Source organism: Alterirhizorhabdus solaris (assembly GCF_007785815.1).
Taxonomy (GTDB): Bacteria; Pseudomonadota; Alphaproteobacteria; order Sphingomonadales; family Sphingomonadaceae; genus Alterirhizorhabdus; species Alterirhizorhabdus solaris.
This window is the reverse complement of record NZ_VNIM01000040.1, coordinates 1-23,655: the sequence shown is the minus strand read 5'-3', so window position 1 is coordinate 23,655 and position 23,655 is coordinate 1. Positions and strand designations below refer to the sequence as shown.

At 68.6% G+C, this 23,655-nt stretch carries 28 protein-coding genes; 15 read left to right on the top strand and 13 right to left on the bottom strand.

The window, feature by feature from the left end:
- Positions 1-13 precede the first annotated feature (13 nt).
- The gene (putA, locus tag FOY91_RS11155) at positions 14-3,640 is read right to left on the bottom strand and encodes a trifunctional transcriptional regulator/proline dehydrogenase/L-glutamate gamma-semialdehyde dehydrogenase (RefSeq protein WP_145151540.1); all 3,627 of its coding nucleotides are present in this window, start codon (positions 3,638-3,640) and stop codon (positions 14-16) included.
- Positions 3,641-3,738: 98 nt separating this feature from the next.
- Between putA and FOY91_RS11150 the strand changes: the two genes are divergently transcribed.
- Positions 3,739-4,209 (top strand): Lrp/AsnC family transcriptional regulator, encoded by a 471-nt coding sequence (locus FOY91_RS11150; RefSeq protein ID WP_145151537.1) that lies wholly within the window; start codon positions 3,739-3,741, stop codon positions 4,207-4,209.
- Positions 4,210-4,259: 50 nt separating this feature from the next.
- Here the strand turns inward: FOY91_RS11150 and FOY91_RS11145 are convergent, their stop codons facing one another.
- From FOY91_RS11145 to FOY91_RS11120, 6 genes are read right to left on the bottom strand one after another with little or no spacing between them, the layout of a single operon-like run.
- A complete protein-coding gene (locus tag FOY91_RS11145; protein ID WP_238995602.1) occupies positions 4,260-5,162 on the bottom strand; it encodes a ParB/RepB/Spo0J family partition protein in 903 nt (300 codons plus the stop codon).
- Positions 5,159-5,941, bottom strand: a complete 783-nt coding sequence (locus tag FOY91_RS11140; protein ID WP_145151533.1) for a ParA family protein — start codon at positions 5,939-5,941, stop codon at positions 5,159-5,161. Before FOY91_RS11140 ends, FOY91_RS11145 begins: the two co-directional genes overlap by 4 nt.
- Positions 5,938-6,582 (bottom strand): 16S rRNA (guanine(527)-N(7))-methyltransferase RsmG, encoded by a 645-nt coding sequence (gene rsmG / locus FOY91_RS11135; RefSeq protein WP_145151530.1) that lies wholly within the window; start codon positions 6,580-6,582, stop codon positions 5,938-5,940. The genes FOY91_RS11140 and rsmG overlap by 4 nt, the downstream gene beginning before the upstream one ends.
- Positions 6,579-8,432: a tRNA uridine-5-carboxymethylaminomethyl(34) synthesis enzyme MnmG gene (gene mnmG / locus FOY91_RS11130; RefSeq protein ID WP_145151527.1), complete on the bottom strand. Its 1,854-nt coding sequence runs from the start codon at positions 8,430-8,432 to the stop codon at positions 6,579-6,581. Before mnmG ends, rsmG begins: the two co-directional genes overlap by 4 nt.
- 55 nt (positions 8,433-8,487) lie before the next feature.
- Positions 8,488-9,762: a tRNA uridine-5-carboxymethylaminomethyl(34) synthesis GTPase MnmE gene (gene mnmE / locus FOY91_RS11125; RefSeq protein ID WP_145151524.1), complete on the bottom strand. Its 1,275-nt coding sequence runs from the start codon at positions 9,760-9,762 to the stop codon at positions 8,488-8,490.
- 16 nt (positions 9,763-9,778) lie between these two features.
- Positions 9,779-10,018, bottom strand: coding sequence for a DUF6489 family protein (locus FOY91_RS11120; protein WP_145151521.1), 240 nt, complete (start codon positions 10,016-10,018; stop codon positions 9,779-9,781).
- Between the two features lie 235 nt (positions 10,019-10,253).
- Here FOY91_RS11120 and FOY91_RS11115 point away from each other — a divergent pair, with 235 nt between their 5' ends.
- Positions 10,254-10,958, top strand: coding sequence for a dienelactone hydrolase family protein (locus tag FOY91_RS11115; RefSeq protein WP_145151517.1), 705 nt, complete (start codon positions 10,254-10,256; stop codon positions 10,956-10,958).
- 75 nt (positions 10,959-11,033) lie between these two features.
- On the opposite strand, the gene FOY91_RS11110 is transcribed toward FOY91_RS11115, so the two are convergent.
- From FOY91_RS11110 to hemE, 5 genes are all read right to left on the bottom strand, one after another.
- Positions 11,034-11,696 (bottom strand): YjbE family putative metal transport protein, encoded by a 663-nt coding sequence (locus tag FOY91_RS11110; RefSeq protein WP_145151514.1) that lies wholly within the window; start codon positions 11,694-11,696, stop codon positions 11,034-11,036.
- A 221-nt stretch (positions 11,697-11,917) separates the two neighbouring features.
- Entirely contained in the window at positions 11,918-13,174 is a 1,257-nt protein-coding gene (gene rho, locus FOY91_RS11105; RefSeq protein ID WP_145151511.1) for a transcription termination factor Rho, read from the bottom strand.
- Between the two features lie 139 nt (positions 13,175-13,313).
- Positions 13,314-13,655, bottom strand: coding sequence for a hypothetical protein (locus tag FOY91_RS11100; protein ID WP_145151508.1), 342 nt, complete (start codon positions 13,653-13,655; stop codon positions 13,314-13,316).
- Positions 13,655-14,125: a CopD family protein gene (locus FOY91_RS11095; protein ID WP_238995574.1), complete on the bottom strand. Its 471-nt coding sequence runs from the start codon at positions 14,123-14,125 to the stop codon at positions 13,655-13,657. Before FOY91_RS11095 ends, FOY91_RS11100 begins: the two co-directional genes overlap by 1 nt.
- Before the next feature lie 4 nt (positions 14,126-14,129).
- The gene (hemE, locus tag FOY91_RS11090; protein ID WP_145151574.1) at positions 14,130-15,161 is read right to left on the bottom strand and encodes a uroporphyrinogen decarboxylase; all 1,032 of its coding nucleotides are present in this window, start codon (positions 15,159-15,161) and stop codon (positions 14,130-14,132) included.
- 371 nt (positions 15,162-15,532) lie between these two features.
- Between hemE and FOY91_RS11085 the strand changes: the two genes are divergently transcribed.
- From FOY91_RS11085 to FOY91_RS11040, 10 genes are all read left to right on the top strand, one after another.
- The gene (locus tag FOY91_RS11085) at positions 15,533-16,375 is read left to right on the top strand and encodes a pyruvate, water dikinase regulatory protein (protein ID WP_145151571.1); all 843 of its coding nucleotides are present in this window, start codon (positions 15,533-15,535) and stop codon (positions 16,373-16,375) included.
- Entirely contained in the window at positions 16,372-16,968 is a 597-nt protein-coding gene (locus tag FOY91_RS11080; protein ID WP_145151505.1) for a Maf family protein, read from the top strand. Before FOY91_RS11085 ends, FOY91_RS11080 begins: the two co-directional genes overlap by 4 nt.
- The gene (gene aroE, locus FOY91_RS11075) at positions 16,965-17,819 is read left to right on the top strand and encodes a shikimate dehydrogenase (protein WP_145151502.1); all 855 of its coding nucleotides are present in this window, start codon (positions 16,965-16,967) and stop codon (positions 17,817-17,819) included. The genes FOY91_RS11080 and aroE overlap by 4 nt, the downstream gene beginning before the upstream one ends.
- 7 nt (positions 17,820-17,826) lie before the next feature.
- A complete protein-coding gene (gene coaE / locus FOY91_RS11070; RefSeq protein ID WP_145151499.1) occupies positions 17,827-18,468 on the top strand; it encodes a dephospho-CoA kinase in 642 nt (213 codons plus the stop codon).
- Positions 18,429-19,145: a DNA polymerase III subunit epsilon gene (gene dnaQ, locus FOY91_RS11065; protein ID WP_145151496.1), complete on the top strand. Its 717-nt coding sequence runs from the start codon at positions 18,429-18,431 to the stop codon at positions 19,143-19,145. Before coaE ends, dnaQ begins: the two co-directional genes overlap by 40 nt.
- A gap of 82 nt (positions 19,146-19,227) precedes the next feature.
- Positions 19,228-19,800 carry a ribosome hibernation-promoting factor, HPF/YfiA family gene (gene hpf / locus FOY91_RS11060; protein ID WP_145151492.1) on the top strand — a complete coding sequence of 191 codons (573 nt, stop codon included), beginning with the start codon at positions 19,228-19,230 and terminating at the stop codon, positions 19,798-19,800.
- Between the two features lie 15 nt (positions 19,801-19,815).
- Entirely contained in the window at positions 19,816-20,322 is a 507-nt protein-coding gene (locus FOY91_RS11055) for a PTS sugar transporter subunit IIA (protein ID WP_238995572.1), read from the top strand.
- 17 nt (positions 20,323-20,339) lie between these two features.
- Complete coding sequence (locus tag FOY91_RS11050; RefSeq protein ID WP_238995563.1) at positions 20,340-20,798, top strand: PaaI family thioesterase; 459 nt, start codon at positions 20,340-20,342, stop codon at positions 20,796-20,798.
- A 10-nt stretch (positions 20,799-20,808) separates the two neighbouring features.
- Positions 20,809-21,153: a DUF1491 family protein gene (locus FOY91_RS11045; protein WP_145151486.1), complete on the top strand. Its 345-nt coding sequence runs from the start codon at positions 20,809-20,811 to the stop codon at positions 21,151-21,153.
- Between the two features lie 38 nt (positions 21,154-21,191).
- Positions 21,192-21,680 (top strand): MmcB family DNA repair protein, encoded by a 489-nt coding sequence (locus FOY91_RS11040; protein ID WP_203234549.1) that lies wholly within the window; start codon positions 21,192-21,194, stop codon positions 21,678-21,680.
- A 4-nt stretch (positions 21,681-21,684) separates the two neighbouring features.
- On the opposite strand, the gene FOY91_RS11035 is transcribed toward FOY91_RS11040, so the two are convergent.
- Positions 21,685-22,362 carry an ankyrin repeat domain-containing protein gene (locus tag FOY91_RS11035; protein WP_238995555.1) on the bottom strand — a complete coding sequence of 226 codons (678 nt, stop codon included), beginning with the start codon at positions 22,360-22,362 and terminating at the stop codon, positions 21,685-21,687.
- On the opposite strand from FOY91_RS11035, the gene FOY91_RS11030 reads away from it, so the two are divergent.
- From FOY91_RS11030 to FOY91_RS11020, 3 genes are all read left to right on the top strand, one after another.
- The gene (locus tag FOY91_RS11030) at positions 22,346-22,948 is read left to right on the top strand and encodes an SCO family protein (protein WP_145151483.1); all 603 of its coding nucleotides are present in this window, start codon (positions 22,346-22,348) and stop codon (positions 22,946-22,948) included. The genes FOY91_RS11035 and FOY91_RS11030 overlap by 17 nt on opposite strands.
- Positions 22,945-23,388: a YcgN family cysteine cluster protein gene (locus FOY91_RS11025; protein WP_145151480.1), complete on the top strand. Its 444-nt coding sequence runs from the start codon at positions 22,945-22,947 to the stop codon at positions 23,386-23,388. The genes FOY91_RS11030 and FOY91_RS11025 overlap by 4 nt, the downstream gene beginning before the upstream one ends.
- A gap of 67 nt (positions 23,389-23,455) precedes the next feature.
- A partial coding sequence (locus tag FOY91_RS11020) for a YgjP-like metallopeptidase domain-containing protein (protein WP_238995553.1) occupies positions 23,456-23,655 on the top strand: 200 nt, incomplete at its 3' end.

Genomic DNA, 23,655 nt, shown 5'->3' with positions numbered 1-23,655 from the left:
CGCCCGCCGCCGGCTAGCCCAGCATCATCAGGCTGGCGTTGCCGCCCGCCGCCGTCGTGTTGATCGAGGTCGATACCTCCTCCAGCAGCCATTGCGGCGGATAGGCCAGCGATTGTGCCGGATCGGCGGCATGCACGGGGAGGATCGGGCCGGGCAGCCCCGCAACCGCCTCCACCACCGCCGCGACGTGCGCCGCATCCCCCTCCACCAGCGCGAAGGTGCACGGCGTATCGGCCGACGGGGACAGCGCGGCGATCACGCTGGCGGGCAACTCTGCGGGCAGGGCCATGCCCTCTATCCGGGCGCTGTTGCCGGTCGCGAGAACCGCTGCGATCTGCTCGAACAGGCCGTCGGCCGTGGTCGGCCAAAGCCATGCGCGTCCGCGTGGATGCAGCGCATAGACATTGCGTTCGCCGACCGGCCCGGCCAGCACGGCGGCATGGCCCAGCGGCGAGGCCGCCGCGTGGAGCCGCGCCGTCGCGGCCGCGCCGGTGTCTCCCTGCCCCTCGAGCCAGTCGATGAAGTCGCGCAACGCCTCGTCCGCCCACCGGCCCCGCCCCGTGAAACCGGACGGGGTCTCGACAAGCCGGCCGAGATAGAGCGGGCCTCCCGCCTTCGGCCCCGTGCCGGACAAGCCACGCCCACCGAACGGCTGCACCCCCACGACCGCGCCGATGACGTTGCGGTTCACATAGAGGTTGCCCGCCTTCACCCGCCCCGTGACGTGGGCGACCATCGTATCGAGCCGGGTGTGCAGGCCGAAGGTCAGGCCGTAACCGCTGTCGTTGATCGCATCGATCAGGGCATCCAGCCCCTCCCGGCGATAGCGCACCACGTGGAGCACCGGCCCGAACACCTCGTGGTCGAGGTCCGACAGGTGACCGATCTCGATGATCGTCGGGGCGATGAACGTGCCGTTCGCGGCGGCGTCCGGCAGGCGCTGCTGCTCGATCCGGTGGCCGCTTTCCCGCATCGCCTGGATATGCGCCGCGATGCCCGCCTGCGCCTCGACGGAGATGACCGGGCCGATATCCACGGCCAGCGCATCGGTGCGGCCGATCTGCAGTTCCCGCAGCGCACCGCGCAGCATCGCCAGCGTCCGGTCGGCGATCTCCTCCTGCAGGCACAGCACGCGCAGCGCCGAACAGCGCTGGCCGGCGCTGTCGAAGGCGGAGGCGATGACATCGGCCACCACCTGTTCCGCCAGCGCCGATGAATCGACGATCATCGCATTCTGCCCGCCCGTCTCCGCGAGCAGCGGGATCGGCCTGCCGGCGGGGGACAGGCGCGTGGCGAGCTGGCGCTGGATCAGCCGCGCGACCTCGGTCGATCCGGTGAACACGACGCCCGCCGTCTCCGCCGCCGCGACCAGCGCCGCGCCGATTGTGCCGTCGCCGGGCACGAACTGGAGCACCTGCGCCGGCACGCCCGCCGCATGCAACAGGCGTACGGCCTCGGCGGCGGTCAGCGGCGTCTCCTCGGCGGGCTTGGCCAGCACCGGATTGCCGGCGACCAGCGCGGCGGCGACCTGGCCGGTGAAGATGGCGAGCGGGAAATTCCACGGGCTGATGCAGACGACCGGCCCCAGCGGCACCTGCGCCGGGCCAATCGGCTCGCGGGCCTGCGCCGCATAATAGCGCAGGAAGTCGATCGCCTCGCGTACCTCGGCGATCGCATTGGGCAGGGACTTGCCCGCCTCCCGCACGATCAGCCCGAGAAGGATCGGCATGCGCGCCTGCATCGCGTCGGCCGCCCGTTCCAGGCAGGCCGCGCGTTCGGCCACCGGCGTCGTCGCCCATGCGTCTGCTGCCTGCGCGGCGGCGCGCGCGGCCTGTGCCGCATCGCTCTCCAGCGACGTGGCGACCCGGCCGACGACATCCTCGTGGTCGGCGGGATTGACGACGAGGCTACCCTCCCGCTCCGCCTGCAGGCCCGTCACCAGCGGTGCCGCCTGCCACTCGATGGCAGCGCTTTTCCGGAGGGCGTGTGCCAGCGCGGCCAGCACGGCCTCGTCGCTCAGATCGAGGCCGGCCGAGTTGCGGCGGTCCGGGTAGAGATCGGCGGGCAGCGCGATCCCGTCATGGCGCGCGCCGGGCCGGGGCATGGCGCGCACCTCCTCCACCGGATCGGCGATCAGCGTCTCGATCGGCACCGCCGGATCGGCGATGCGGTTCACGAACGAGGAGTTCGCGCCGTTCTCCAGCAGGCGCCGCACCAGATACGCCAGCAGAGTCTCGTGCGTGCCGACCGGCGCATAGATGCGGCACGGCCGGTCCAGCCCGCCCCTGCCGACGACCTGCGCATACAGCGGCTCGCCCATGCCGTGCAGGCACTGGAACTCATACTGGCCGGGAGTAAAATTCGGGCCGGCGAGGTGGTGGATGGTCGCCAGCGTCTGCGCATTGTGGGTCGCGAATTGCGGAAACACCGCGTCTGGCGCCGCCAGCAGCCGGCGGGCACAGGCGATATAGGCGACGTCGGTGTGGACCTTGCGCGTGTACACCGGGAAATCGGCCAGCCCGTCCACCTGCGCGCGCTTGATCTCCGCGTCCCAATAGGCGCCCTTCACCAGCCGCACCATGATCCGCCGCCCCGCCCGCCGCGCGAGGTCCACGATCCAGTCGATCACGAACGGACACCGCTTGCCGTACCCCTGCACCACGAAGCCGAGCCCGTTCCACCCGGCCAGCGCCGGATCGAGCGCGAGGCTTTCCAGCAGGTCGAGCGACAGTTCCAGCCGGTCGGCTTCCTCGGCGTCGATGTTGAGGCCGATGTCATACTGTCGCGCCAGCAGCGCGAGCCGACGCACATCGGGCAGCAGCTCGCCCATCACCCGCCCGGCCTGCGCCCGGCCATAGCGCGAATGGAGCGCGGAGAGCTTGATCGATATACCCGGCCCGTCCTGCACGCCGCGCCCGCTGGATGCCTTGCCGATGGCATGAATCGCAGCCTCATAGTCCCGGTAATAGCGCGCAGCATCTGCCGCCGTAGTCGCCGCCTCGCCCAGCATGTCGTAGCTGTAACGGAAGCCCTTCGCCTCCATCGTGCGTGCGCGCTTCAGCGCCTCACCGATCGTCTCGCCGGTGACAAACTGCTCGCCCATCATCCGCATGGCGAGATCCACGCCCCGCCGGATCACCGGCTCGCCCGCACGCGCGACCAGCCGGGTGAGCGCGGCGCCCAGCCCCCGGTCGTCGACGCTGCCGACCAGACGGCCCGTCACCACCAGCCCCCAGGTCGCGGCGTTGACGAACAGCGAACGCCCGCCGCCCAGATGCGCGCTCCAGTCACCTTCGGCGATCTTGTCGCGGATCAGCGCGTCGCGGGTGGCATGGTCGGGGATCCGCAACAGTGCTTCGGCAAGGCACATCAGCGCCACGCCTTCGTCGCTCGACAGCGAATATTCCTGCACCAGCCCCTCGACGCCCGTACCCTTCGCCGTCGCGCGCAGCCGTAGGACGAGGCGTCGCGCCGTCTCCCGCACCGCATCCCGCATCCCCGGTTCGAGGGTCGCGGCCGTCAGCAGCGGTCGCAGGCATTCAGCCTCGTCACGGCGACAGGCGACGGTGATCGCCTCGCGGAGCGGCGTGCGGGGCCGAATGGCGGGGGCGAAATCTGCGAAGGGAGCGGGGCGGGTCATAAGACCATGATAATCGCAAAGCGGCTTTCAATCCGACCATATCGCGATCATGCTGTGGACCTATCGACCTCAATGCCTGCCCCTGGCGGGCGGAATGCATGGAGCATGGCCCCATTTCAGGCGATCTGGACGATTTCGACCGGAAGATCATCGCGGCCCTGATCGCGGATGGGCGGATGACGATGACCGACCTTTCCGGACAGGTCGGGTTGTCGAAGACCCCCTGTCAGGTTCGCCTGCGCAGGTTGGTGGATACGGGGGTGATCCGCGGCTTTCGCGCCACGGTCGATCCGGCGAGACTGGGCCTCGACCATGTCGCCTTCGCCGAGGTCAAGCTGTCCGACACCCGCGAGAAAGCGCTGGGGGAGTTCAACGCCGCGGTCCGGCGGGTCGTCGAGGTCGAGGAATGCCACATGATCGCGAGCAGCTTCGACTATCTGCTGAAAGTCCGCACGGCCGACATCCGCCGCTACCGCCTGGTGCTGGGGGAGAAGATCTCAAGCCTGCCCCATGTCGCCAGCACCTCCACCTTCGTCGCGATGGAGACGGTCAAGGATCGTGGTGCCTGAAGGCCGATTAGCCGATTGGGCCGCGCCGCGACGTTCCACGTGGAACAGTGTCAGATCGGCTCGCCACTCAACCGCTGGCAGATCATATCGAGCTGGTCGAGCGAGGCATAATGCAACGTGACCGTACCGCCGTCCCCGCCATCGACGATCCTTACCTTCACGCCGATCATGTCGCCAAGCTGACGTTCGAGTGCCTCGATGTCCGCATTGCCGCCCCCGGACGCGGCACCCTGCCCTGAGCCACCCGAGCCGCCGCCGCCATGCGGTCTGGCGGCACGCGCCATCTGCTCGGTTTCCCGCACCGACAGACCACGCCGGATGACCTCGCGCGACAGTGCTTCGGGATCGTTGGCAGTAATCAGGGCCCGCGCATGGCCCATCGAAAGCGCACCCTCGGCCACCGCCGTCCGCACCGGCACCGGCAGGTCGAGCAATCGCAGCAGATTCGCGATGTGACTGCGGGACTTGTTGACCAGCCGGCCGAGCGCCTCTTGTGTGTGCCCGAAATCGTCGGCGAGGCGCTTGTACGCCTCAGCCTCCTCGATTGCGTTCAGGTCCTCACGCTGGATATTCTCGACCAGCGCCACTTCGAGTGTTTCCGCATCGGTGAACTCTCGGACGATCACCGGCACTTCGTGCAGACGCGCGCGCTGGGCAGCACGCCAGCGGCGCTCGCCCGCGACGATTTGCCAGCCCTCACCCTGCGGCCGCACGACGATCGGCTGGATCAGGCCGCGCGCGCCGATGGAGGCCGCCAGATCGTCCAGCGCGTCTTCGTCGAAGTGGCGGCGCGGCTGGCCGGGGTGCGGCCGGATCGCCGCGACCGGCAGCAACTGTACCCCCGTCGATCGCTGCGCATCCCCGGCGACAGGCTGCTCGCGGGCGGTGTCGCCCAGCAGCGCGGACAGGCCACGCCCCAGCCCGGACGGCTTCCTGCGTGTCGGCTCGCTCACGCCGCGCGCGCCATGTCGGGCAATCGCCCGATCAACTCCCGCGCCAGCGCGATATACGCCTCGGAGCCGGAGCAGCGATGATCGTAGATCAGCGCGGGCAATCCGTGGCTCGGCGCCTCGGAGAGCCGCACGTTGCGCGGGATCACCGTTTCGAACACCACGTCGCCGAGGCAGGCGCGCACGTCCTGCGCGACCTGCTCGGAAAGGCGGTTGCGGCGATCGTACATCGTCAACGCCACGCCCAGGATCGACAGATGGCTGTTGAACCGCGCCCGTACCCGCTCGATCGTGGTGAGCAGCTGACTCAACCCCTCCAGCGCGAAGAACTCGCACTGCAGCGGCACCAGCAACGATCGTGCGGCGACCAGCGCGTTGATCGTCAGCAGCCCGAGCGACGGCGGGCAATCGATCAGGCACACGTCCCACTTGCCGGCCGGCACGGCATCCAGCGCGTTCGCCAGCCGGTGCGTCCGCTGCTCGATATCGATCAGTTCGATCTCCGCGCCGGAAAGGTCTTCCGTCGCCGGCACCAGATCGAGGCGAGGCACCCGCGAGGGCACGGCCGCCTCGACGATGGTCGACTGCCCGGTCAACACCTCGTAGCTGGACCATTCGCGCTGACCGCGATCCACGCCCAGCCCGGTCGAGGCATTGCCTTGCGGATCGAAGTCGATCAGCAGCACGCGCCATCCACTGGCGGCGAGTGCGGTGGCGACGTTGATCGCGGTGGTCGTCTTGCCGACACCGCCCTTCTGGTTTGCAACCGCAATCCGGATCACCGTCTGCTCCCTGTCTTGCGATGGCCGACTGCCGGACGGACATTCTCGGCCACGATGATCGCGGCATCGGCATCCGTGATGCTCGGCACGATCGAGAAGTCACCCTGCCACGATCCGCGCACCGCATCCAGTTCGGCCTGAGCGCCGCGACCCTTCGGCAGGACCCAGCGGGTGCGGCGGCTGGAGAGGTGCAGCGCGGAGGAGAACAGCCGGTCGAGCGGTGCGAAGGCGCGGGCGGAGATGACGTCGAACGGCTCGGCGGGCAGCATCTCTATCCGGCCGGGGAGCACGTCGATGCGATCGCCCATCCCCGAGGTGTCGATCGCCTCGCGCAAGAAGGCGATCCGCTTCGCGCGCGACTCGGCGAGCGAAACCTGATGTCGACCGACGAGGCCGACGACCATGCCGGGAAAACCCGCGCCGGCCCCGAGATCGATCCAGCGTCCGGCGGGGGGCGCGAGATCGAGCAACTGCGCCGAGTCGACGACGTGACGGTTCCAGATCGTTTCGATCGTCGCGGCCGAGATCAGGTTCTGCTGCCCCGCCTCCGCCACCACCAACGCAACGAATTGCTCGATCAAGTCGAATGTTTCACGTGGAACACGGTCAGCGATCCAGCGGCGGGCATCGTCCTCCGTCACGCCGCGGCCCGTCGGCTGTGAACGAGAATCGCCGCCAGTGCCGCCGGCGTCACGCCACGCACGCGCGAGGCTGCCCCCAACGTCGCGGGCGCCGCAGCGGTAAGCCGCTCGATCATCTCGGTGGAAAGACCGGCGAGGCGGCCATAGGCCAGCCACGGCGGGATCGCCACGCCCTCGTCCAGCCGCATCCGCTCGACCTCGCGATCCTGCCGTTCGGTGTAGGGCGCATAATGCGCGTCCGTGATGATCCGGTCGACCACCAGGCGGTCAAGCGCGGCAAGCGCCGGTGTCACGGAGACGAGCGCCGCGAGATCGACCGCCGGGAAGCGCAGCCAGTCGAACAATGTCCGGCTCACCCCGTCATCGACGATCGCGACGCCGTTGGCCTTCAGCTCCCCGCTCGAAACCCGCCGTTCGAGAAGACTCGTGACGGTGCGTGCCACCGCCTGATCCGCCTCGAAATGCGCTTGCCGTGCCGCACCAATCGCACCTGCTGCACGTGCGAAGGCGGTGAGCCGGGCACCGGCATTGTCGGCCCGCAGCCGGAGGCGGAACTCGGCGCGCGCGGTCAGCATACGGTATGGCTCGGTCACCCCCTGCAACACCAGATCGTCGATCATCACCCCGATATAGCTTTGCGCGCGATCGAAAATCACGGGTGAGGCATTGCGGGCAAAGGCTGCCGCGTTCATCCCCGCGACCAGCCCCTGGGCGGCTGCTTCCTCATAGCCCGTCGTCCCGTTGATCTGGCCGGCGAGATACAGCCCTGCCACGTCGCGCACAGCCAGCGTGGCATCAAGCGCGCGGGGATCGACATGGTCGTACTCCACCGCATAGCCGGGCTGGACGATCTCGGCTCGCTCCAGTCCCGCCATCGACCGGATCAGCGCCAGCTGCACGTCCTGCGGCAGGGAGGTCGAGAGGCCGTTGGGATAGACGGTCGCATCGTCCAGCCCTTCGGGCTCGAGGAACACCTGATGCCCGTCACGATCGCCGAAGCGGACGACCTTGTCCTCGATCGACGGGCAATAACGCGGCCCGGTGCCTTCGATCACCCCGGCGTAGAGCGGTGACCGATCGAGCGCGTCGCGGATGATCGCGTGGGTAGCAGCGTTGGTCCGTGTGATCGCGCAGGCGAGCTGGGGGGCGTGCCGCCGCATGGTCAGCGGTGACATGGTCCAGCCGTCCGGATCGGACGGCTGGCGATCCAGCCGCGCCCAATCGATCGTGCGGCCATCGAGGCGTGGCGGCGTGCCGGTCTTCAGCCGCGCCAACGGAAGCCCCAGAGCGCGCAGCTGCCCGGCAAGCGTCACCGCGGCCGGCTCCCCGATACGTCCGCCGCCTTGCGCCTCCATGCCGAAATGCAGCTTGCCGTTGAGGAAGGTGCCGGTCGCCAGCACCACCGCGTCCGCGCCGATCGTCCGGCCATCCGCCAGCACGATGCCGGCAACCTGTCGTGGCCCTGCCATCGCAAGCGTGGCCACGTCCCCCTCGACGATCGTCAGCCCTGCCTGCGCATCGAGCATATGGTGGATCGCCGCGCGATAACGCTTGCGATCCGCCTGTACGCGAGGACCGTGGACCGCAGGACCCTTGCTGCGATTGAGCATCCGGTAATGGATCGCGGCCTCGTCTGCGGCGAGGCCGATCAGCCCGTCGCACGCATCGACTTCGCGAACGAGGTGGCCCCTGCCCAGGCCACCCATCGCCGGATTGCAAGAAATCGCGCCGATCATGTCGCGTCGCATGCTGACGAGGGCGACCCGCGCGCCCCTTCGTGCGGCAACGGCGGCGGCCTCGCAGCCGGCATGGCCGCCACCGACGACCACGATATCGAACCTGTCTGCCATGCCGCGACCGCTACGGTCGGTGGCGGTCGCTGTCAAAGCTGTTCCACGTGGAACGTCACTTGCCGATGCAGAAACGCCCGAACAGGGCGTCGAGCATTTCCTCCACGCCGCTGCGGCCGACGACAGCATCGAGCGCCTGCCTCGCCTCGCGCAGATGCTCCGCCATCAGCAGCAGGTCGCTCTGCCGCAGCGCATCACAAACCGCGGATGAACATTGCTGCAGTGCGTCACGCTGACGCCGGTTGACCGCCACGTCTCCCACGCGAGGTAGCAGCCGCCCGGCACGCACCACGATCAGGTCGAGCAGCGCGGCCATGCCCTCCCCCGCGACCGCCGATACGACGACATCCACCGGCGCGGCCGGCGCAGGGGCGATGTCACAGCGTGGATGCACGACGATCGCGCGCGCACGATGCGGGCAGGCGGCGGGATCGGCGAGCCAGAGGATGATGTCCGCGTCCGCCAGCGTCGTCTCCGCGCGCGACACCCCCGCCCGCTCGATCGGGTCGTGGCTGTCCCGCAACCCGGCGGTGTCGCTGAACAGGAATGGGATGCCACCGATCGCCACCGGCACCTCGATCACGTCGCGCGTGGTGCCAGCGATCGGCGAGACGATCGCCGCCTCCCGGCCCGCGATCGCATTGAGCAGGGTCGACTTGCCGACGTTGGGCGCCCCGGCCAGCACGACGCGGATGCCGTCGCGCAGCCGTTCGGCCGGCGGTGTCGCCAGCATCGCGGCAATTTCGTGCGACAGGCGGTCGATCGCGGCCCTGACCGGGGCCTCGTCGGCGGGCACGTCGTCCTCGTCTGCGAAGTCGAGGAGCGCCTCGACCTGTGCGGCAATGCCCAGCACGTCGCGCCGCCATGCTTCGACCTGCCGGCTGAGTGCCCCCCCGGCGCTGGCGAGCGCCGCGCGGCGTTGCAGATCCGTCTCGGCGGCGAGCAGGTCGGCCAGCCCTTCCGCCTCGGCCAGGTCGATCGCGCCGTTGGCAAAGGCGCGACGGGTGAATTCGCCCGGCAGGGCGGCGCGCAGGCCGTCGATCCGGCCGAGCGCGGCAAGCACCGCCGTCGCCACCGATCGCCCGCCGTGAATGTGCAGCTCGGCCAGATCCTCGCCGGTCGCGGTGCGCGGCCCTGGGAACCACAGCGCCAGCCCACGATCGAGCAGTTCGCCATCGGCCGGATCGCTAAACGCAGCGTAGCTCGCCCGGCGTGGCGCCGGCAGGCGACCGACGATCGCGGCCAGCGCCGCCCCCGCCCCCGGCCCACTGATCCGGATCACGCCGATGGCGGCGGGCGGCGCGCCGCTGGACAGCGCGAAGATCGTCATCCGATCGGGGACACGGTCATTTCTTGGTGAGACCACCGCTCATCTGCTCGAACAGCTGACGCCACATCGACATGCTCGCCTCGCCCATCGGCGACCAGCTGCGCATCAGCGTCTCCACCGTTTCCGGGGTCAGCCCCTCGTCCACGGTGCGGCGGATCTTGTCGAGATAGATCTCGTGGATACTGCTCAGATCGGGCAGGCCCATCAGATTGCGGGCCTCTGCGGGCGTGCAATCCACGTCCATCGTCACCTTCATGCCCCACACTCCCCATCCGCCTGTTTCGCCCGTGGGCTTTACCGGGAGAGGGATGCCGGGAAATGCCGCACGCCGCAATCTTTCCCGTCGATCCGGTTCGGACCACAGCCGGCGGCAGGGCGCGGAACCGATCCTCTCTGTGGCAACCCGCGACACGATCGGGCATTGTCCGGCGGCGAGCGGTGACGGCCCACGGGCCGGACGCCGATCACGAATCAAAGGAGGAGAGACGACAATGGGCGCCATGATCGACATCGACACGCTCTGCCACGACGCACGCTTCGGCGGCTACTGCGCGGAACCGGACGGACCGGCCGGGGCCGCCGTCATCGTCGTGCAGGAAATCTTCGGGGTCAATCCGGGCATCCGCGCCAAGTGCGACGAATGGGCGGCGGCGGGCTATCTGGCGATCGCGCCCGATCTGTTCTGGCGCAGTCAGCCCGGTGTCGAGCTGGAACCGGAAACGCCCGGTGATTTCGAGAAGGCCGTAGCGCTGATGCAGGCGTGCGACGTGGACCGCGCGATCGGTGACATCGAGGCGAGCATCCGCGCGGCGCGTGCCCGGCTCGGCGATGCGCACGGCAAGGTCGGCGTGGTGGGATTCTGCTTCGGCGGGCTGCTCGCGTACCTCTCGGCCACCCGCACCGATGCCGATGCGGCGGTCGGCTATTACGGCGGCCGGATCGACGCCTTCCTCGGCGAATCGCACGCGATCGGAAAGCCGCTGCTGCTACACTTCGCGCTGGAAGACGCGCATATCGACGCGGCCGCACGGCAGGCGGTCCACGCCGCGCTGGACGACAACCGCCATGTCGGGATCGAGGAATATGCCGGCGCCGATCACGGCTTCGCCGCCACCTCGGGCTCGCGCCGGAACGATGCGGCCGCCAAGAAGGCCGATGCCCGCACCAGCGCCTTCTTCGCCGAGCATCTCGGCTGAGGTCCGAACGAAAAAGGGGGGCGGGCGTGCGCCGATCGCACTCCCGCCCCCTTCGATTCCATCGGCGCCGGCGGCCTAACTGAACAGCGGCAGCACCTCGTGGCTGCCTTCCCAGATCATCTTGCCAGCCACGTACACGATCACCAGCAGGCCGATGTAGGCGATCCAGCGATACCGCTCGATATACTTCGCCAGCAGGTTGGACGCGACGCCCATCAGCGCCACCGACAGCAGCAGGCCGATCATCAGGATGCCGGGATGCTCACGCGCCGCGCCGGCCACCGCCAGCACGTTGTCCAGGCTCATGCTCACATCGGCCAGCGCCACCGCCCATGCCGCCTGTGCGAAGCTCTTGGCCGGCCTCACGCCCGAATTCTCATCGCCCGTCACCTCGGGCGATCCGCCGCCGTCGGCCGACTTGGGGTGCAGTTCGCGATACATCTTCCACGCCACCCACAGCAGCAGCAGGCCGCCCGCCAGCACGAGGCCGACGATCTGGAGCAGTTGCGTCACCAGCAGCGCGAAGATGATCCGCAGCACCAGTGCCGCGGCGATACCGATGAGGATCACCTTCTTGCGCTGTGCCGTCGGCAATCCGGCGGCCAGCGCGCCGACGACGATCGCGTTGTCGCCCGCCAGCATGATATCGATCATCAGCACCTGCACGAACGCGCCGAACTGGGCGGGCTGCGTGATGTTGGCGAAGTCAGTGACGATATGTTGCCAGATGTCGCCCATGGGCCGTCCCTCGATTCCTGTCCGCGCGGTGCCGCGAGCGCCTAGCAGGCCCGCGCCCGTGATGCCGCACGCAAAATGCGCGAAGCCGGGTGAAGGTGCCGGCTTGGCAATGTTTCGTTACGCAAAAGGGGGCGCGGGCGAAGCCCGCGCCGTCGGCCGGGTTTCACCCGCCGGCCGAACCGGGACGAGTCCGATGGCGACACGCCAACGGCCGTCCCCGGTTACTGATTCATGCTGTCGAAGAAATCCTCGTTGGTCTTCGAGTCCTTCATCTTGTCGAGCAGGAACTCCATCGCGTCGATCGTGCCCATCTGCATCAGGATGCGGCGCAGGACCCACATCTTGCTGAGCTTGCCCTTGTCGACCAGCAGCTCCTCCTTGCGGGTGCCGCTCTTGCCCACGTCCATCGCCGGGAAGATGCGCTTGTCCGCCACCTTGCGGTCGAGGATGATCTCGGAGTTGCCGGTGCCCTTGAACTCCTCGAAGATCACCTCGTCCATGCGGCTGCCGGTATCGATCAGCGCGGTGGCGATGATCGAGAGCGAGCCGCCCTCCTCGATGTTGCGCGCCGCGCCGAAGAACCGCTTCGGCCGCTGCAGCGCGTTGGCATCGACGCCGCCCGTCAGCACCTTGCCGGAGGACGGCACGACGGTGTTGTAGGCGCGGCCCAGGCGGGTGATGCTGTCGAGCAGGATCACCACGTCCTTCTTGTGCTCGACGAGGCGCTTGGCCTTCTCGATCACCATTTCGGCGACCTGCACGTGGCGCTGCGCGGGCTCGTCGAAGGTGGAGGAGATGACCTCGCCCTTCACCGATCGCTGCATGTCGGTCACTTCCTCGGGCCGCTCGTCGATCAGCAGCACGATCAGGAACACCTCGGGGTGGTTGTCGGTGATCGCCCGCGCCATGTTCTGCAGCAGGACCGTCTTGCCGACGCGCGGCGGCGCCACGATCAGCGCGCGCTGGCCCTTGCCCTGCGGCGCGATGATATCGATCACCCGCGCCGACTTGTCCTTCACGGTCGGATCATGCGGATCGAGCGTGAGCTTGGATTCCGGGTACAGCGGCGTGAGATTGTCGAAGTTGACGCGGTGGCGCACCACGTCCGGATCGTCGAAATTGACCGAGATCAGCCGGGTCAGCGCGAAATAGCGTTCGCCGTCCTTCGGGCCGCGGATCTCGGCTTCCACCGTATCGCCGGTCCGCAGACCGAACTTCCGCACCTGATTGGGCGAGATGTAGATATCGTCCGGCCCGGCGAGATAGTTCGCTTCCGGGCTGCGGAGGAAGCCGAAACCGTCCGGCAGCACCTCGATCGTGCCCAGCCCCAGGATCGTCTCGCCGTTGTCGGCCTCGGCCTTCAGGATGGCGAACAGCAGGTCCTGCTTGCGGAGCGTGGAGGCACCCTCGACGCCCAGTTCCTCGGCCATGCTCACCAGTTCGGCGGGCTTCTTCTTCTTCAGGTCCTTGAGATGCATGGGTATTTCCTGGGGGCGCTGGCTCGATCGGGCGTGGGGAACGCGGAAGCCGGGGGAAACGGGCCGCGCGCATGGCACAGCGACCTCATCGCGCAGCTAGGCGGGAGAACGGATCGAGTCAAGCGACGCGGCGATTGCCTCAGCGTGTTTCGAGCCGCGCCGCCTTGCGGGACAGGCTCGCGCCGACACGGGCCAGCATTTCCCCGCGCTCCTTCATCAGTGCGCCGCACCGGACCAGCTCGAGCGAGATGTCGGCGGCGGTCATGTGCAGCGCTTGTTCGGTCATTTTGCTGTTCAGATCCGCTTCGCTGATGTCGCCGACACGACCCAGCCAGAACATTGCTGCGAAATAGCCGATCTGCGCGATTGCCTTGTCACCATTTTCGGCAAGCACGCTCGTCGCGACCAGACAACGCACGTCGGCCGTCGCCGCCGCATCCGTAACGGGGGCGGCGCCGGCCAGCATCAGCGCGATCAGCATCAGAACGGCTGCACGATCACCAGGATCACGATCACCGCCGTAGCGATGCCGGGCACCTCGTTCATCAGCCGCAGCGTGCGATCCTTGGCCGGGCGGTAGCCGCGAGCCATCTTCTTGCCATAGGCCGATGCCCAGCCGTGATAGCCGGACAGCGCGATCACGCAGAGCAATTTGGCGTGCAGCCAGCCCTCGGTCAGGATCGGGCGGCCGTTCATCTGGTTGATCCAGATCAGTGCCAGCCCCAGCACCCACACCGCGATCATCGCCGGGTTGAGGATGATCGAGCGCAGCCGCCGCTCCCGCTCGATCCATTGCTTGTCCTCCACCGACCCCGGCACGGTCGGCTGGTGATAGATGTAGAAGCGCGGCAACATGAACAGCCCCGCGATCCAGAAGATCACGAAGATCAGATGCGCGGCCTTCACCCAGAGATAACTCGTCACCAGCATCCACTCCAGCAATGCCACCATCGGATCAGGCCCGCACCAGTTCCAGCAAACGCTCGACATGTGCAATCGGCGTATGCTGGCCGATGCCGTGACCGAGATTGAAGATATGCGGCCGATCGCGGAAGATTTCGCGGATCCGGCCGACCGCGCGATCCAGCGCCTCGCCGCCCACTTCCAGCGCCAGCGGATCGAGGTTGCCCTGCACCGGCAGCCCGGCGGGCAGCACCTCGTTCGCCCAGCGCGGATCGACCGTCTCGTCGAGGCCGATCGCATCGGCCTGCGTCGCCTCGGCATAGGCGAGCAGCTTGGCCCCGGCCCCCTTCGGAAAGCCGATCACCGGCACGCCGGGGCAACGCCTGCGGAATTCACGGATGATCCAGGCGTTCGGCTCCAGCACGCACGTGCCGAACTGCTCGGGGCTGAGGCTGCCCGCCCAGCTGTCGAACAACTGCCCCGCATCGACCCCGGCCTTCACCTGCCCGACCAGATACTCGACCGTCAGCTCGGCGATCGCATACAGCAGCCGGGTGAACCGCTCGGGATCGCGATACGCCATGAATCGCGTTTCCGCGTGATCCTTTGATCCCTGCCCCGCCACCATGTAGGTCGCCACGGTCCACGGAGAGCCCGCGAAGCCCAGGAACGTCCTGTCGGGCGACAAGGCCGCCCTCACCTGTCGTACCGTCTCGTACACCGGCTCCAGCCGCTCGTGGCGCGGTTCCAGACTCTCGAGCGGCACATCGACCAGCCGGGGCGCCAGTCGCGGCCCCTCGCCAGCCCCGAAGGTGAGATCCTGCCCCATCGCCCACGGCACCATCAGGATGTCGGAAAACAGGATCGCGCCATCGAAGCCGAACCGGCGGATCGGCTGCAACGTCACGTCCGCCGCGGCGATCGGATCGGTCGCCAGCGCGAGGAAGCCGCCCTTCTCGGCCCGCAGCGCGCGATATTCGGGCAGGTAGCGCCCGGCCTGACGCATCAGCCACACCGGCGGGGGATCGCGACGCTCGCCGCGCAGAACCGCGAGGAGGGGCCGATCGACGGTCGCCGCCGGCATCGTCGGATCGGTCGCGACGCTCGCGTCTGGGTGCACCATAAACTTCCTTAAGAGAGAATCTTAGAGTCTGTAGAGGGTAGTAGGGGGCGGTCGGAGCGAGGTTTATTCGCCCCGCCGAAACTTGCCAACAGCTTGACTCGTGCCGAACCCTTTCGCGCCGCCGGAGTCGCACCTCCCGCCCCCGTTATCCACAGGCTGGGGAAAACGTGGTGTGCCTGTGGAAAGGTCCGCGAACCGAGTCCGCCCAGCGGGGATGAAACCGCGACTTGTGCGGGGGGCCGCGATTCCGCTAGCGCCGTCCCCATGCTTGTCCACAGGATCATCCGCAAGGGGCGGTCGCCTCGCCCCTCTCCCGTCATGCGGGGGGGATGGTGATGCGGCTCCACCTCCACCTGATGTCCGATTCCACCGGCGAGACGCTGGAGAACATCGCCAAGGCCGGGCTCGCCCAGTTCGACGGGGTGGAGACGATCAAGCATTTCTGGCCGATGGTCCGCTCCGAAGGACATCTCGACCGGGTGATGCTGGAGATTGCCGCGCGCCCCGGGCTGGTGATCTACACGCTGGTGAACCCCGACGTGCGGCACCGGCTGGAATCGCGCTGCCACGGCCTCGGCCTGCCCTCGGTCTCGGCGCTCGATCCGGTGATCGATGCGCTTTCCACGCTGCTCGGCCAGCAGGCCAAGGCGCGGCCGGGGCGGCAGCACATCCTCGACGCGGCCTATTTCGCGCGGGTCGATGCGATCCAGTATACCATTGCCCACGACGACGGCATCGCCGCCGAGGAGTGGGAGGAGGCCGACATCATGCTGGTCGGCGTCTCCCGCTCGTCCAAGACGCCGACCTCGATCTATCTGGCGAACCGCGGCTACAAGGTGGCGAACATTCCGCTGGTGGTGGAATCGCCGCCGCCGCCGTCGCTGTTCGATCTGCGTCATCCGCTCGTCGTCGGCCTCACCACCAGCCCGGACCGGCTGATCCAGATCCGCCGCAACCGCCTGCTCTCGCTCGCGCAGGCGCCAGAGACGCCGTACGTCGATCAGGCGGCGGTGGCGGCGGAACTCGCCTTCGCCCGCCGCATTTTCTCCGATAACGGCTGGCCGGTGATCGACGTCACCCGCCGCTCGATCGAGGAGACGGCGGCGGCGATCATCAACCTCGTCAACGAACGGCGCAGCGCGCTGGAAGGAAATCTGGCGGAGGACATGGCATGAGGCTGATCCTGGCGTCGCAATCGACGAGCAGGCGCGCGATGCTCGACGCCGCCGGCGTGCCGCACGCGGCGATGGCGCCCGGCGTGGACGAGGACTCGGTGAAGGCCGCGCTCAGGGCCGACGGGCTGGACGCGCGCGCGCTGGCCGATGCGCTGGCCGAGCTGAAGGCGACGAAGCTGTCGCGCCGTTTCCCCACCGATCTGGTGCTGGGCTGCGATTCCACCGTGGCGACGGCGGACGGCGCGATGCTCGACAAAGCGGAAAGCCGCGCCGAGGCGGCCGACCAGTTGCGGCGCTTGCGCGGCACCACCCACCGCCTCACCAGCGCGGCGGTGATCTGCCAGGGCGGCACCCCGGTATGGCGCCACGTTGACGTGGCGAAGCTGACGATGCGGCCGTTTTCCGACGCATTTCTCGACACCTATCTCGATGCGGAATGGCCGGCGATCGGCGGTTGCGTCGGCGGCTACCGGCTGGAGGGGCGCGGCGCGCAGTTGTTCGCGAAGATCGAGGGGAGTCATTTCACCATCCTCGGCCTGCCGCTGCTGCCGCTGCTCGATTATTGCCGTATCCGGGGAGTGATGGAAGCGTGACCACGCAACCCTATGCAGAAGTGATCGGTGATCCGATCGCCCATTCCAAATCCCCGCTGATCCACAATTTCTGGCTCGCCGAGCTGGGGCTGGAGGGGGAGTATCGCCGCACCCACGTCCGCGCGGACGACCTGCCCGGCTATTTCGCCGCGCGGCGGGACGATCCGGCGTGGCGCGGGTGCAACGTCACCGTGCCGCACAAACAGGCGGTGCTGGCGCATCTCGACCGGGTGGATCCCGCCGCGCAGGCGATCGGCGCGGTCAACGTGATCGTGCCGGAGAACGGTGGACTGTGCGGCTATAACAGCGACGGCGCGGGGTTCCTCGAACCGCTAACCGACCTGCTGGGGCAGACGCATCTGTACCGCATGGCACGCATCCTCGGTGCGGGCGGCGCTGCGCGCGCCGTCACGCATGCGCTGGTGGCCGAGGGATTCGATCCCGTGGTGCTGACGCGCACGGCCGACAAGGCGCGCGCCTTTCTCGATAGTCTGGGCATCGCCGGTGGCCATGCCGCCGCCTTGGAAAGTTTCGCCGCGCCGACCGATTTCGCCTTCGACGATCGTGTCGGGCTGCTCGATCTCGTCGTCAACACCACCCCGCTCGGCATGGTCGGGCAGCCGCCGCTGGCGCTCGATTTCAGCCATGTGCCGCCGGGCAGCATCGTCTACGATATCGTCTATGCCCCGCTCGAAACGCCGCTCCTGGCCGAGGCGCGGGCGCGCGGGTTCCGCACGATCGACGGGCTGGCGATGCTGATCGGCCAGGCTGCCGCCGCCTTCGCCCGCTTCTTCGGCCCCGCCCCGCCGCGCGACCGCGACGGGGAATTGCGCGCGCGGCTGACGGCGTGACGGCGGCGTGATCCTCCTTGGCCTCACCGGCTCGATCGGCATGGGCAAATCGACCGCCGCCGCCATGTTCCGCAAGGCCGGCGTGCCGGTGTTCGACGCCGATGCCGAGGTGCACCGCCTGCAAGGCCCGGGCGGCCGGCTGCTGGCGGCGATCGAGGCGCTGCATCCCGGCACGACCGGCCCGTCCGGCGTGGATCGCGTCGCGCTGGGCAAGGCGGTGTTCGGCGATCCGGCGGCACTTGCCCGGCTCGAACGGCTGATCCACCCGCAGGTGGGTGCCGGCCAGCGCGCCTTCCTGCGCCGCCATCGTTCCCGCCGGCTGGTGGTGGTGGACGTGCCTCTGCTGTTCGAGAAGGGCGGCTGGCGGCGGGTCGACGCGATCGCCGTCGTCTCCGCCCCCGCCTGGATGCAGCGCCGTCGCGTGCTGGCCCGGCCGGGGATGACGCAGGCGCGGCTCGCCCGCATCCTGCGATTGCAGACCCCCGATGCGGAAAAGCGCTGCCGCGCCGATGTCGTGATCGATACCGGCGGCGGGTTGGCCCGCACGCGCGATCAGGTGCGGCGTCTGGTCGCTTGCCTAAGCCGGCCGCCGGGTCGATATGATGCGACATGCGTGAAATCGTCTTCGACACCGAAACGACGGGCCTGAGCCCGCAGGACGGCCATCGGCTCGTCGAGATCGGCTGTATCGAACTGGTCAACAAGGTGGAGACGGGCCGCACCTTCCACGGCTATTTCAACCCGTCGCGCGATATGCCGGCCGAGGCCGAGGCGGTGCACGGCCTGTCGATCCGCTTCCTCGCCGACAAGCCGCTGTTCGGCGACACCGCGCTCGACCTGCTGGAATTCGTCGGCGACTGCCCGCTGGTGGCGCACAACGCCACCTTCGATTTCAACTTCCTCAACCACGAACTCGATCGTGCCGGCCACCCGGTCATCTGCCTCACGCGGATGGTGGATACGCTGGCGATCGCACGTACCCGCCACCCCGGCGCCAAGCACAGCCTCGACGCACTGTGCTCGCGCTACGGCATCGATCGCAGCCACCGGGTGAAGCACGGCGCGCTGCTCGACGCGCAACTGCTCGCGCAGCTTTATGTCGAACTGAGCGGCGGGCGCCAGATCGGCCTGTCGCTGCGGGCCGATCCGCCTCCCCCCGCTTCGCCCGCTTTCTACACGGGCGGCGCTTCGCGGCCGGCCCCGCGCGTCGTCACGGTGCGGCCGCCCCGCCCCCATGCCGCGACGGCGGAGGAACTTGTCCGTCACTCGGCCTTTGTCTCTAAGCTGTCCGATCCGCTCTGGGAGGTGGCATCGCCGTCCGGTTGACCGGGCAAAACCCCGGGCCTAAGGCCGCCACCGCCCCGGATCCGGGTGCGGACGCACATCGTACGTTACGGAGGAAAACCCTATGGAAATCCGTGTCTCTGGCCATCAGGTCGACACTGGCGATGCCCTCCGGCAGCATGTCGACGAGCGATTGCAGGCGCTGGCCGAGAAGTTCTTTTCGCGCAGCATTTCGGCCCATGTCACCTTCAGCAACGGCCCGCATGCCAGCTTCGCCTGCGATATCGTCGCGCATGTGATGCAGGGCGTGATCCTGAAGGGACATGGTGAAGCCAACGAGGCGCACCCCGCCTTCGATCGCGCCGCCGACAAGATCGAGAAGCAGCTTCGCCGCTACATGAACCGGCTGAAGGATCGCCACGCCAACCACGGCGCGGTCCCCGGCGAGATCGATGCCGATGCCGGCTACACGGTGTTCAACGGTGTCCACGAGGAAGAGCCGGAGGATAACCCGCTCATCATCGCCGAAACCCGGGTGGACGTGCCCGAGGCCAGCGTGTCGGATGCGGTGATGATGCTCGATCTGCGCGATACGGGCGCGCTTCTGTTCCGCAATAGCGGTACGGGCGCCTATAACATGGTGTACCGCCGCAACGACGGGACGATCGGCTGGGTCGAACCGCAACGCGCCGCCTGAAGAAAGACACCGCCCGTGGCCGACGATATCCGTACTGAACCGGTCGCCCGGTCGCTCGATGATCTGAGCGACCTGCTGGCGCCCGCGGCGATCGTCGCCACGCTGGGGGTGCCGAACAAGAAGGCGCTGTTCCAGCAACTCGCCGCGGTCGCCGCGCGCGAGGCCTCGCTGGACGCCAAGCTGGTGGTGGAGCGGCTCGCCGAGCGCGAGCGGCTCGGTTCCACCGGCTTCGGCGGCGGGGTCGCCATCCCGCATGGCAAGATCGACGGGCTTCGCCAGGTCGTCGGCGTGTTCGCGCGGCTGCCTACCCCGATCGATTTCAACGCGATCGACGACATGCCGGTCGATCTCGTCTTCGTCCTGCTCTCCCCGCCCGATGCGGGTGTCGAGCATCTGAAGGCCCTGGCCCGGGTCAGCCGCCGGATGCGGGATCGCGCGTTCGTCGCCAAGCTACGCGGTGCCGGTTCCGTGGATGCCCTGTACGCGCTGTTCGCGAGCGGCGAATCGCGTCACGTCGCCTGAAGATGGCTGAAACCGGCATGCCGGTCTCCGGGGCGGAGGCGCATTTCCGGGCGCTCGAATCGCTGTACCGGGCCGCACCGATCAACCGTTTCTTCCCTTCCCGCCTCGAGATCGTCGAGGAGGGCGTCGCGCGCATCCGTTTCCGCATCGACGATACGGTGCATCACGCCGCCGGCGCAGCGCATGGCACCACCTATTTCAAGATGCTGGACGATGCCGCTTTCTATGCGGCCAACAGCCTCGTTTCCGATCGCTTCCTGCTCACCACCGCGTTCAACCTGCTGTTCACCCGTCCGCTCAAATCGGGCGAGGTGACCGCCGAGGGCCGCTGGGTCAGCGGCCGGCGGCGGGTGATGGTGGCGGACGCGCGGCTGCTCGATGCGAACGGCGAGGAGGCGGCGCGCGGCACCGGCACGTTCATGCGCTCGCGCATCCCGCTCGCCTCGCTGCCCGGCTACGTCGCCGCCCAACCATGACGGCGCGGGCATGACGCCGCGCCTGGCGGCGGGGCTGCTCGTCTCGGCGCTGGTCCGCGCGGTGGAGGCGGCGGGCGGCGGCGCGATGGTGCTGGCGAAGGGTGATGCCACCGCCGGCGCGATCCTGCTGGTGACGGCGACGCGCGGCCGCACCACGGGCCTGTACGAACGCACGCTCGGTCCGGACGATGCCTATGGCTGGACCCGCGCCGGCCCCGCCCTGCCCGACGACGATCCCGCCGTGCTGGCCGATTACCTCGCCCGTCGCCGCCGCGCCGACCCGGACCAGTGGATCGTGGAGCTGGACCACGCCGATCCGCTCGCCATCGCGCAGGGGATGATCGCCGGGCGCTGAGCCTTCCCCCTGTTCCCGGCCTGTTCTATGAAGGACGGATGGCCACCGCCCCCGATTCGGATTGTTTCGCCGATGCGCCGATGGCCGCGCGCGATGTGGCGCGCGGCGTATGCCGGCTGTTTTTCCGGCAGGATCAGTTCGCCTTGTGCGAGGTGCCGTTGCCCAACGGCCGCCGCGCCGACCTGATGGCGATCGACGCAAAGGGCTGCCTGACGATCGTGGAGATCAAGGTATCGCGCGCCGATCTTCGCGGCGATGCCAAATGGCCCGACTATCTCGATTATTGCGACCGTTTCCTGTGGGCGGTGCCGTCGGGCTTCGATCTGTCGCCGTTCGACGAGGCGGGTTTTCGCCCGGAGATCGCCGGGCTGCTGGTGGCTGACCGCTACGATGCGGCGGTGATCCGCGAGGCGGCGCACCGCCCGCTCGCCGCCGCGCGCCGTAAGGCCGAAACTTTGCGCTTCGCCCGCCGCGCCGCTCGCCGCCTGCTCGGCGATCTCGATCCCGGGCTGGCGGGGATGGACTGACGCGCTACAGCTTCGGCCCGGCGATCGGTCCCCTGGGCTTGACCGGCCTGGCCTCGTCGATCTGCTTCACGATCGCGGCGGAACGGCGATCGCGCACGGCATAGTCCCGCGCGCTCATGCCGGAGGCGCGGTCGGTCAGTGCCGGGTTCGCGCCAGCGGCCAGCAGTTGGCGGACGATGCCGGGATCGCGTGCCTGCACCGCCAGGATCAGCGGCGTCTCGCCCTGCCCGTTGGCGATGTTTACCCCCGCGCCGCGATCCAGCAGCACGGCCACACCCTCGGCGAAACCGATCTGCGAGGCGATGCCCAGCGCGGTATTCCCGTCCGAGTTGCGCAGATCCGGTTTTGCCCCCTTGGCGAGCAGGAACGTCAGCCACGTCGCGTCGCGGCGCTTGGTCACGATGTGCAGCGCGCCGTCGCCGTCGTCGCCGCGCACGTTGATCATCGTGCTGCCCGGCTGGTCGACCACCTTGGTCACCTCCGTGCCGTCACGATCCCGCACCGCCTTCAGGAACTTGTAGCTGTCGGAGAATTGCGCTGCCGCCGGGGCCACGAGCATCGCGCCCATCAATCCCATCGCCAGCAATCGCGCCGTGATCCACCGGTTTTGCCGCATGTCCTGCCCCGTCCTTCCATCGCCCTTGCGTGGCTGCGCATAGCGCAGCATGGCTGGCGGCACCATGAACAAGCCCCGCTTCCTCAGCCTGCTCCTGCCCGCCCTGCTCGCGCTCGCCGCCTGCCAGTCCCCCAGCGCCGAGCCGCCGCTGGCCGGCGCGCGGATCGGCGGGCCGTTCACGCTCACAGATCAGGATGGGCGGCGGGTGACGGACGCGCAGTTCGCCGGGCGCTATCGGCTGGTCTATTTCGGCTATACCTATTGCCCCGACGTGTGCCCCACCGACATGCAGACGCTGGGCCGGGGGTTGAGCCTGTTCGAGAAGCAGGCGCCCGCGCTGGCCGCGAAGGTGCAGCCGATCTTCATCACCGTCGATCCGGCGCGCGATACGCCGGCCGTGCTGAAGCAATGGGTCGCCGCTTTCCACCCGCGCCTGATCGGGCTGACCGGCAGCGAGGCGCAGATCGCCGCCGTCGCCAAGGAATATGCGGTGATCTACCAGAGGGTCGAAACGCCCGGTTCGACCTCCTACCTCATGAATCACACGCGGACGGCGGTGCTGTTCGGTCCGAAGGGCGAGCCGCTGGCGCTGATCCCGCAGGACGAAACGCCGGAGGCCGCCGCCGCCGAACTGGCCAAATGGGTGAAATGAGCGAAACCACGCCGCCTTTCTGGGAAACCACCCCGCTCGACCGGATGACCCGGGCCGAATGGGAGTCGCTGTGCGACGGCTGCGGCAAATGCTGCATCCACAAGCTGGAGGACGACGAGACGGGCGAGCTTTACCCCACCAACATCGCCTGCAAGCTGCTCGATCGCCGCACCGGCCAGTGCAGCGACTATCGCCGCCGCCACGCCTATGTGCCCGAGTGCGTGCGGCTGACCCCGGCCAAGCTGCGCCAGCTCGACTGGTTGCCGACCACCTGCGCCTACCGCTTGCTCGACGAGGGCAAGCCCCTGCCCGACTGGCATTATCTCGTCAGCGGCGATCGGGAGACGGTGCACACCGCCGGCATCTCGGTGCGCGGGTGGACGGTGTCCGAGAACGACGTCGGGGATTTCGAGAACCATATTGTCGACCGGATCCTCTGAGCCGGTCTTCAGCGGAGGCGGCCATGTCCGCCCGCTCCTCGTCACCCGTCGCCCACAGGCCCGCCGGATGCGCCTTTCGGTCGATCCGCGCACCGGCGCGGTGCGGCTGACGCTGCCGTCGCGCGCCGCGCTGCGCCCGGCGCTGGCGTGGGTGGAGCAGAAGCGGAGCTGGATCGAGGCGACGCTCGCCACGCTGCCGGCGGCCCACGCGATCGTGGCAGGCGGCACCATCCCGTTCGAGGGCGGCGCGCTGACGATCGACTGGCG